Below are 9,667 nucleotides of genomic sequence, written 5' to 3' on the forward strand. Positions count from 1 at the left end.
CGGGGGACGGGCCGCAGGACGGGCCGGGGGACGGGCCGGGGCGGGACACCCCGTCCGAGCCCGCACCGAAGCCCCCGGCTCCGGCCCACCACGCCCGTACCGAGGCCCGCACCGGCCGCGGCCCGGGCCGGCCACCGCAGCGTCGCCCCGAGCCCGGCGGCGGGCTGCTGATGGGACGGCCCTTCGGCGTGCCCGTGTACGTCGCGCCCAGCTGGTTCCTGGTCGCCGCCCTGATCACCTGGGTGTTCGGCGGCCAGCTCGACCGGGTCCTGCCCGAGCTGGGCGCCGCCCGCTACCTGGTCTCCCTCTTCTTCGCGGTCGCCTTCTACGCCTCCGTCCTCGTCCACGAACTGGCCCACACCGTCGCCGCCCTCCGCTTCAAGCTCCCCGTGCGCCGCATCCAGCTCCAGTTCTTCGGCGGCGTCTCCGAGATCGAGAAGGAGGCCGAGACCCCCGGCCGCGAGTTCGTGCTGGCCTTCGTCGGCCCGCTGCTCTCCCTCGTCCTCGCCGGCGTCTTCTACCTCGCCCTGCTGCCCGTCGAGCCGGGCACCGTCCCCGGCGTCCTGCTCGCCGGCCTGATGATCTCCAACCTCATCGTCGCCGCCTTCAACCTGCTCCCCGGCCTCCCGCTCGACGGCGGCCGGATGCTCCGCGCCGTCGTCTGGAAGATCACCGGCAAGCCGATGAGCGGCACGGTCGCCGCCGCCTGGGTCGGCCGGGCACTCGCCGTCTCCGTGCTGATCGGGCTGCCGCTGCTCACCCAGTCCGGAGCGCTCGGCTCCGGGGCCGTGGACAACGTCGGCATGGACACGCTGATGGACGCGCTGCTCGCCGCCATCCTGGCCGCGATCATCTGGACCGGCGCCGGCAACAGCCTGCGCATGGCCCGCCTGCGCGAGCACCTGCCCGAGCTGCGCGCCCGCGCCCTCACCCGGCGCGCGGTCCCCGTCCCCGCCGACACCCCGCTCTCCGAGGCCCTGCGCCGCGCCAACGCCTCCGGTGCCCGCGCCCTGGTCGTCGTCGACACCGAGGGCAGGCCCGTCTCCCTGGTCCGTGAGGCCGCCATCGTCGGCGTACCCGAGCACCGCCGCCCCTGGGTCCCGGTCAGCGGGCTCGCCCAGGACCTCACCGACGGCATGCGCGTCTCCGCCGAGCTGTCCGGCGAGGAACTCCTCGACGCCCTGCGGGCCTCCCCGGCCACCGAGTACCTGGTCGTCGAGGACACCGGCGAGATCTACGGCGTCCTGTCCGCCGCCGACGTGGAGCGGGCCTTCGTCAAGGCCATGGCAAGGCCCAGCTGAACGCGGCCCGAAGAGGAGCGGGGAACTGCGCGAGCGACCCCGTACGGCCCGCGCCGTCCGCACGCACCGCGGCCCTCACCCGCCTACGCTGGTCAAGCCCCCGGCAGGGAGCCGGTAGGCTGGTCACATGTCCGAACCGACCGGTGCCGCCCGCAGGCGCGGGCCCTTCAAGGTCGGGGACCAGGTTCAGCTGACCGACCCCAAGGGCCGCCACTACACGTTCACGCTCGAGGCCGGGAAGAACTTCCACACCCACAAGGGTTCCTTCCCCCACGACGAACTGATCGGTGCTCCCGAGGGCAGCGTTGTCCGCACCACCGGTAACGTCGCCTACCTCGCGCTGCGCCCCCTGCTCCCCGACTACGTCCTGTCCATGCCCCGCGGGGCAGCCGTCGTCTACCCGAAGGACGCGGGGCAGATCCTCGCCTTCGCCGACATCTTCCCCGGCGCGCGCGTCGTCGAGGCCGGTGTGGGCTCCGGCTCGCTCAGCAGCTTCCTGCTCCGCGCCATCGGCGACCAGGGAATGCTGCACTCCTACGAGCGCCGCGAGGACTTCGCCGACATCGCCCGGCAGAACGTGGAGCGCTACTTCGGCGGCCCGCACCCCGCCTGGCAGCTCACGGTCGGCGACCTCCAGGACAACCTGTCCGACGCCGACGTCGACCGGGTCATCCTCGACATGCTCGCCCCCTGGGAGTGCCTGGAGGCCGTCTCCAAGGCACTCGTGCCCGGCGGCATCCTGTGCTGCTACGTCGCGACCACCACCCAGCTCGCGCGGACCGTCGAGTCCATCCGCGAGATCGGCTGCTTCAACGAGCCGACCTCCTGGGAGACGATGATCCGCAACTGGCACGTCGAGGGCCTGGCCGTGCGCCCGGACCACCGGATGATCGGCCACACCGGCTTCCTGCTCACCGCCCGCCGCCTCGCCGACGGCGTCGAGCCGCCCATGCGCCGCCGCCGCCCCGCCAAGGGCGCCTACGGCGAGGACTACGACGGCCCCAACGCCGGCGGCGGCTCCGGCCGCTGAGACGGCCCCTCGCCACGGTCAACGTACCGACGCCGTGGTGGAGTTCCGGCACCGACCGGGAACTCCACCACGGCGTCGTCGCGTTGAAGGGCACACCCGGCGCGGCAGGCCACGCCAGGGCAATCCGCACCAGTACCCACCCCGCCGTTCCCTCGCACTGTGACGTGTGGCACGATGCTGGCCACCCCCACCGGCACAGCCCTCACAGGAGACACTCCTCGTGCAGCACCCCGCCGTTCCGGACCTGTCGCACACGCACACCCGGCCGATCCACTGGGTCGCCACCGCCACCGCTCTGGCCGGAGTCGTGGCCCTCTCCTCGGTCCTTCAGCCCGACGCCGCGACAGCGGCCCAGGCCGCCGGACCGCAGACGAAGACGGCCCCGGCGCACAGCACGCCGCCCGATCCGGCGACTGTCGTGTTCCCCCTGGAGTGCGGCCCGGTCGAGGCCGTGGTGCAGAAGAAGGCGTCCGGGGACCTCGACGGCGACGGCCGGCCCGAGACGGTGGCCGTCGTGCACTGCGACGCGCCCATGGGCACCCCGCCCGACGGCGTCTACGTCCTGACCCGGGACACCGGCAGCGGCAAGTCCCGTGTGGTGGCCACCCTGGTGGATCCGAAGGAGCGCCGGACGGTCACCGACTTCTCGGTGCGCGGCGGTGCCGTCCTCGCGAGGCTCCTCGGCTACTCGTCGTCCGACGTGCCCAGTTGCTGCCCGGACGTCACCGACGACGTGAAGTGGCAGTGGAAGGACGGCGCGTTCGTCCGCGACACGCCGTCCCAGGCGCGGGCCGTCTGACCGAGGGGAGACCCCCGAGAGGTGTGACCCGGCGCACAGCGGTCACTGTGCGTGGCCTTTACGTCACAGTTCGGTCACTCTGCGTCCGGGCCGTAGATCTCTGCCCTGTCCGAAACGCGACGTACATGGATGCACTCGCCCGGACACTCCTTCGCGGAGTCGACCACGTCCGTCAGCAGGGGCAACGGCACGGGCGTCGTCGCGCCCTTGGCCTGGAGGAGCTCGTCGCCGGCGCCCTTCACATAGGCCAGACCGTCGATGTCCAGCTCGAACACCTCGGGCGCGTACTGCGCGCAGATGCCGTCGCCGGTACACAGGTCCTGGTCGATCCAGACCTCGAGAGCCTCGCCGTCGACTCCGGCCTCCTGCTGCACACTCATTGCTTCCTGCCGTTTCCTGCGTCGAGCCGGTCGGGAATCCGGCCAGCTCTGACGGGTGTTGAACGGTTCGACCCTACCCTCGCCTGGGTTCCCGTCACGTTCGGTGGGTATTCCCCTGGCGTGAGGGAGAGCGCAAGGGTGAAGATCGGACACACCCCGACAGTCTTTGTGATCTAGGGGTTTCAATCGACACCCACCCAGGTAGGGTCTGGAAGCGTCCAGCTCCCCTTGGAGGAGGTGAGGACCGTGGCAGCCCACGACGACGACATGAACCGCGGCATCCGCCCGGGACGCGGGTCCGAGGACCCGGCCGGGCAGGTGGCCTATCTTGAGCAGGAGATCGCCGTCCTGCGACGCAAGCTCGCCGACTCTCCGCGGCACACGAGAATTCTCGAAGAGCGGATCGTCGAGCTGCAGACCAACCTGGCCGGTGTGTCCGCCCAGAACGAGCGACTCGCCGGCACGCTCCGCGAGGCCCGCGACCAGATCGTGGCCCTCAAGGAGGAGGTCGACCGGCTGGCCCAGCCACCGGCAGGCTTCGGTGTGTTCTTGCAGGCCAACGAGGACGGCACCGCCGACATCTTCACCGGCGGCCGCAAACTCCGGGTGAACGTCAGCCCGAGCGTCGAGCTCGACGAGCTCCGGCGCGGCCAGGAAGTGATGCTCAACGAAGCCCTCAACGTGGTCGAGGCCATGGAGTACGAGAGCGTCGGCGACATCGTCACCCTCAAGGAGATCCTCGAGGACGGCGAGCGCGCCCTCGTGCTCGGGCACACCGACGAGGAGCGCGTGGTCCGGCTCGCCGAGCCGCTGCGGGGCATCACCATCCGCCCCGGCGACGCCCTCCTGCTCGAACCCCGCTCCGGTTACGTCTACGAGGTCGTCCCCAAGAGCGAGGTCGAGGAACTCGTCCTCGAAGAGGTCCCCGACATCGGCTACGAGCAGATCGGTGGCCTCGGCGGACAGATCGAGATGATCCGCGACGCGGTCGAGCTCCCCTATCTCTACCCCGACCTGTTCCGGGAGCACGAGCTGCGTCCGCCCAAGGGCGTCCTGCTCTACGGGCCGCCCGGATGCGGCAAGACGCTCATCGCCAAGGCCGTCGCCAACTCGCTGGCCAAGAAGGTCGCCGAGGTCACCGGCCAGGCCGCCGGCAAGAGCTTCTTCCTCAACATCAAGGGCCCCGAGCTCCTCAACAAGTACGTCGGCGAGACCGAGCGGCAGATCCGCCTCGTCTTCCAGCGTGCACGGGAGAAGGCCAGCGAGGGCACCCCCGTCATCGTCTTCTTCGACGAGATGGAGTCCCTCTTCCGCACCCGCGGCTCCGGTGTCAGCTCGGACGTGGAGAACACCATCGTCCCGCAGCTGCTCGCCGAGATCGACGGTGTGGAGGGCTTGCAGAACGTGGTCGTGATCGGCGCCTCCAACCGTGAGGACATGATCGACCCCGCCATCCTGCGGCCCGGCCGGCTCGACGTGAAGATCAAGATCGAGCGTCCGGACGCCGAAGCGGCCAAGGACATCTTCGGCAAGTACCTCACCGAGCGCCTCCCGCTGCACGTGGACGACCTCACGGAGCACGAGAAGGACAAGGCGGCCACCGTCCAGAGCATGATCCAGACGGCGGTGGAACAGATGTACGCCGAATCCGAGGAGAACCGCTTTCTGGAAGTCACCTACGCCAATGGCGACAAGGAAGTCCTCTACTTCAAGGACTTCAATTCCGGTGCCATGATCGAGAACATCGTGGGCCGCGCCAAGAAGATGGCGATCAAGGACTTCCTGGACAAGAACCAGAAGGGCCTTCGCGTCTCCCACCTCCTCCAGGCCTGCGTGGACGAGTTCAAGGAGAACGAGGACCTGCCCAACACCACCAACCCGGACGACTGGGCCCGCATCTCCGGAAAGAAGGGCGAGCGGATCGTGTACATCCGTACGCTCGTCACCGGAAAGCAGGGTGCGGACACCGGACGCTCCATCGACACGGTGGCGAACACCGGTCAGTACCTGTAAAAGGCAGGGCGGCTGCGGGTGCCCTTCGGTGGGTACCCGCAGCCGACTGTTTTTGGGGGCCACGGCTGGAGCAAGGCAATGACGCAAATGATCTCCCCACCAGCGCAAAGGCGTTCTAGGCTCTTCCGTACCGCCGAGTCGCGCAGTGCGGGGACGGGCACCGCACACGCACCGGAGCGCCACGTGAGCGGCGCCCACGACCGAGGGCGCCGCCGGGCAAGGAGGGCCGCATGACCGTACGGCGAGTAATGGGCATCGAGACGGAGTACGGGATCTCCGTCCCCGGTCACCCCAACGCCAATGCCATGCTCACCTCGTCCCAGATCGTCAACGCCTACGCGGCGGCGATGCACCGGGCCCGCCGGGCCCGCTGGGATTTCGAGGAGGAGAACCCGCTGCGGGACGCGCGAGGCTTCGACCTCGCCCGCGAGGCAGCCGACTCCAGCCAGCTCACCGACGAGGACATCGGCCTGGCCAATGTCATCCTCACCAACGGAGCACGGCTCTACGTCGACCACGCCCACCCCGAGTACAGCGCTCCGGAGGTCACCAACCCGCGGGACGCCGTGCTGTGGGACAAGGCCGGCGAGCGCATCATGGCCGAGGCGGCCGAACGGGCGGCCCAGCTGCCGGGCGCCCAGCCGATCCACCTCTACAAGAACAACACCGACAACAAGGGCGCCTCCTACGGCACGCACGAGAACTACCTGATGAAGCGGGAGACCGCCTTCTCGGACATCGTGCGCCACCTGACGCCCTTCTTCGTCTCCCGCCAGGTCTTCACCGGCGCCGGCCGCGTCGGCATCGGTCAGGACGGGCACGAACACGGCTTCCAGCTCAGCCAGCGCGCCGACTACTTCGAGGTCGAGGTCGGCCTGGAGACGACGCTGAAGCGGCCCATCATCAACACCCGCGACGAACCGCACGCGGACGCCGAGAAGTGGCGGCGGCTGCACGTGATCATCGGCGACGCGAACCTGTCCGAGATCTCGACCTATCTGAAGCTGGGCACGACGGCCCTGGTCCTGTCGATGATCGAGGACGGCTTCATCGCCGTCGACCTCGCCGTGGACCAGCCCGTACGCACCCTCCACCAGGTCTCGCACGACCCGTCGCTCCAGCACCTGATCACTCTCCGCAGCGGGCGCACCCTCACCGCGGTGCAGCTCCAGATGGAGTACTACGAGCTGGCGCGCAAGTACGTCGAGGAACGGTACGGAGCGGATGCCGACGACCAGACCAAGGACGTCCTGGGCCGCTGGGAGGACACCCTCAACCGGCTCGAGAACGACCCGATGAGCCTCGCCGGCGAGCTGGACTGGGTCGCCAAGCGGGAACTCATGGAGGGCTACCGGCGCCGGGACGACCTGGACTGGGACGCCGCCCGGCTGCACCTCGTCGACCTCCAGTACGCGGACGTGCGGCCCGACAAGGGCCTCTACAACCGGCTGGTGGACCGGGGCCGCATCAAGCGCCTCCTGGACGAGACGGAGGTCGAGAGGGCCCGTACGAAGCCTCCGGAGGACACCCGGGCGTACTTCCGCGGGCGCTGTCTGGAGCAGTACGCGGACGACGTCGCCGCGGCCTCCTGGGACTCGGTGATCTTCGACCTGCCGGGGCGCGACTCGCTCCAGCGGGTGCCAACCCTGGAACCGCTTCGCGGAACGCGTAATCACGTCAAGGAGCTCCTGGACCGCTGCCGCACCGCGGACGACCTGGTCAAGGTCCTGTCCGGCGGGTGACGGCGCCGAGCGGGTACACGGGAGAAGACCGCCGGACAGGGTGAAAGTCACCGGGTCCGGGAACCATCGAGATGGCCCCCGTACGTTGGAGAAACTGCGGGGCCGATGTCGGACCCGGCTTGTAGGGTCTGATCTTGACCGAGCAACTGTGTCGGGCGAACCGAGCGGGGTGAGGGTTATGGCGACCAAGGACACCGGCGGCGGGCAGCAGAAGGCCACGCGTTCCACCGAGGAGGTCGAGGAGCAGGCGCAGGACGCGCAGGCTTCCGAGGACCTCAAGGAGCGCCAGGAGAAGCTCAGCGACGACGTGGACTCCGTCCTGGACGAGATCGACGACGTCCTCGAGGAGAACGCCGAGGACTTCGTGCGTTCCTTCGTGCAGAAGGGTGGCCAGTAGGCCTACTCCTCCTTCGTTTCGTAGGCCCGACGGGCGTGCGAGGGGTGGACGAGTGGATCGAGGGAGGCGCGCGCGGTGCGGTCGGACCGCACCGCGCGCTGCCTTCGGCGGGGGTCTCGGGTGATCGTTCCGTGGTTCCCGCCGAGTATGTGGATCACCGCCGCAGGGCGGGTAGGGTCCGTGGCATAGCTGACGCATACGTGGAAGGAATCGCGTGGAAGCCAACACTCGTAGCACCGGGCGTCTGCCAGCTGCCTTCCTGACGCCCGGGTCCTCTTCGTTCATGGACTTCCTGGGAGAGCACCAGCCCGAGCTGCTGCCGGGCAACCGGCAGCTGCCGCCGGTGCAGGGCGTGGTGGAGGCGCCGCACGGCACCACGATCGTGGCCGTGACCTTCCCCGGCGGCGTCGTGCTCGCCGGTGACCGGCGAGCGACCATGGGCAACATGATCGCGCAGCGGGACATCGAGAAGGTGTTCCCGGCCGACGAGTACTCCGCGGTGGGCATCGCCGGCACGGCCGGTCTGGCCGTGGAGATGGTGAAGCTCTTCCAGCTGGAGCTTGAGCACTTCGAGAAGGTCGAGGGCGCGCAGCTGTCCCTGGAGGGCAAGGCGAACCGTCTGTCGACGATGATCCGCTCCAACCTGGGCATGGCGATGCAGGGGCTGGCCGTGGTGCCGCTGTTCGCCGGGTACGACGTGGACCGCGGCAGGGGCCGCATCTTCTCGTACGACGTGACGGGCGGGCGCTCCGAGGAGCACCACTACGCGACCACGGGCTCCGGGTCGATCTTCGCGCGCGGTGCGATGAAGAAGCTCTTCCGTGACGACCTCAGCGAGGAAGAGGCCACGACGCTCGTGGTCCAAGCGCTGTACGACGCGGCGGACGACGACTCGGCGACCGGTGGTCCCGACGTCGCGCGCCGGATCTACCCGATCATCACTGTGATCACCGAGGACGGCTTCCGCCGGCTGACCGAGGACGAGAGCTCGCGGCTCGCCCGCTCGGTCCTCGACCGGCGGCTGGAGCAGCCCGACGGTCCGCGGGCCGCGCTGCTGTAGCGGCCGGCCTCGTCGTGTTGGTGACAGGTGGTCCAGTGACTTCGACAGAAAGGGACGGATAACCGGTGTCGACGCCGTTCTATGTCTCACCCCAGCAGGCGATGGCCGACCGGGCGGAGTACGCCCGCAAGGGCATCGCCCGTGGCCGCAGCCTGGTCGTGCTGCAATACGCCGACGGCATCGTGTTCGTCGGCGAGAACCCGTCCCGTGCGCTGCACAAGTTCAGCGAGATCTACGACCGGATCGGCTTCGCGGCCGCCGGCAAGTACAACGAGTACGAGAACCTGCGGATCGGTGGCGTGCGCTACGCCGACCTGCGGGGCTACACCTACGACCGGGACGACGTGACGGCCCGGGGACTCGCCAACGTGTACGCCCAGACGCTGGGCACGATCTTCTCCAGCTCGGCCGAGAAGCCGTACGAGGTGGAGCTGGTCGTCGCCGAGGTCGGGGACAGTCCCGAGGGTGACCAGATCTACCGGCTGCCGCACGACGGGTCGATCGTCGACGAGCACGGGTCGGTGGCGGTCGGGGGCAACGCGGAGCAGATCAGCGGGTACCTGGACCAGCGGCACCGGGACGGGATGACGCTGGCCGAGGCGCTGAAGCTGGCGGTGCAGGCGCTGTCGCGGGACACGAACGGCAGCGAGCGGGAGATTCCGGCGGAGCGGCTGGAGGTCGCGGTGCTGGACCGTACGCGGCCGCAGCAGCGGAAGTTCAAGCGGATCGTGGGGGGGCAGCTGTCGCGGCTCCTGGACGGGGGAGCGAGCGGGGGCGGGGCTGCGGCCACGGACGAGGCCGAGGACGAGGAGTAGAGCGCGATCGCCATCGCTGTACCGGCCGCCGCGGGATGCCTGCGGCGGCCTGTGCGGGTCCGGTGGGGGTGCGCGTAGCGCCTTCGGTCCGGTGGGTGGGTCGGGGCCGCGCCGGGGGGTGTCCGTCCTC

General features: G+C 69.7%; 9 protein-coding genes and 1 pseudogene. 9 read left to right on the plus strand and 1 reads right to left on the minus strand.

What is annotated here, in order from left to right:
- The 3 genes from GTW67_RS08280 to GTW67_RS08290 all read left to right on the plus strand — a co-directional run.
- The coding region (locus GTW67_RS08280; protein WP_237518736.1) for a site-2 protease family protein at positions 1-1,301 on the plus strand (1,301 nt) is incomplete at its 5' end.
- Positions 1,302-1,428: 127 nt separating this feature from the next.
- A complete protein-coding gene (locus GTW67_RS08285; protein ID WP_161164159.1) occupies positions 1,429-2,331 on the plus strand; it encodes a tRNA (adenine-N1)-methyltransferase in 903 nt (300 codons plus the stop codon).
- A gap of 220 nt (positions 2,332-2,551) precedes the next feature.
- A complete protein-coding gene (locus GTW67_RS08290) occupies positions 2,552-3,130 on the plus strand; it encodes a hypothetical protein (RefSeq protein WP_161164160.1) in 579 nt (192 codons plus the stop codon).
- Between the two features lie 74 nt (positions 3,131-3,204).
- Here the strand turns inward: GTW67_RS08290 and GTW67_RS08295 are convergent, their stop codons facing one another.
- Entirely contained in the window at positions 3,205-3,510 is a 306-nt protein-coding gene (locus GTW67_RS08295) for a ferredoxin (protein ID WP_161164164.1), read from the minus strand.
- Between the two features lie 246 nt (positions 3,511-3,756).
- Here GTW67_RS08295 and arc point away from each other — a divergent pair, with 246 nt between their 5' ends.
- From arc to prcA, 6 genes and pseudogenes are all read left to right on the plus strand, one after another.
- Complete coding sequence (gene arc / locus GTW67_RS08305; RefSeq protein ID WP_161164161.1) at positions 3,757-5,523, plus strand: proteasome ATPase; 1,767 nt, start codon at positions 3,757-3,759, stop codon at positions 5,521-5,523.
- Positions 5,524-5,753: 230 nt separating this feature from the next.
- On the plus strand, positions 5,754-7,265 hold the full coding sequence (dop, locus tag GTW67_RS08310; protein WP_346010598.1) for a depupylase/deamidase Dop: 1,512 nt from the start codon (positions 5,754-5,756) through the stop codon (positions 7,263-7,265).
- Between the two features lie 178 nt (positions 7,266-7,443).
- Positions 7,444-7,662, plus strand: coding sequence for a ubiquitin-like protein Pup (locus tag GTW67_RS08315; RefSeq protein ID WP_016325855.1), 219 nt, complete (start codon positions 7,444-7,446; stop codon positions 7,660-7,662).
- Between the two features lie 137 nt (positions 7,663-7,799).
- A pseudogene (locus GTW67_RS37555) lies at positions 7,800-7,925 on the plus strand (endonuclease VII domain-containing protein); the annotation flags it as partial.
- Positions 7,877-8,722, plus strand: coding sequence for a proteasome subunit beta (gene prcB, locus GTW67_RS08320; protein WP_161164162.1), 846 nt, complete (start codon positions 7,877-7,879; stop codon positions 8,720-8,722). The pseudogene GTW67_RS37555 and the gene prcB, both read left to right, overlap by 49 nt.
- A 65-nt stretch (positions 8,723-8,787) precedes the next feature.
- Positions 8,788-9,537 (plus strand): proteasome subunit alpha, encoded by a 750-nt coding sequence (gene prcA / locus GTW67_RS08325; RefSeq protein WP_161164163.1) that lies wholly within the window; start codon positions 8,788-8,790, stop codon positions 9,535-9,537.
- Positions 9,538-9,667 lie beyond the last annotated feature (130 nt).

The sequence above is a fragment of the Streptomyces sp. SID5910 genome (assembly GCF_009862125.1).
Lineage (GTDB): Bacteria > Actinomycetota > Actinomycetes > Streptomycetales > Streptomycetaceae > Streptomyces.

Excerpts from the sequence above, each read along its gene's own strand:
- GTW67_RS08285 (WP_161164159.1), top strand. The coding sequence starts at position 1,429 with ATGTCCGAACCGACCGGTGCCGCCCGCAGGCGCGGGCCCTTCAAGGTC.
- GTW67_RS08295 (WP_161164164.1), bottom strand. The coding sequence starts at position 3,510 with ATGAGTGTGCAGCAGGAGGCCGGAGTCGACGGCGAGGCTCTCGAGGTC.
- dop (WP_346010598.1), top strand. The coding sequence starts at position 5,754 with ATGACCGTACGGCGAGTAATGGGCATCGAGACGGAGTACGGGATCTCC.
- GTW67_RS08315 (WP_016325855.1), top strand. The coding sequence starts at position 7,444 with ATGGCGACCAAGGACACCGGCGGCGGGCAGCAGAAGGCCACGCGTTCC.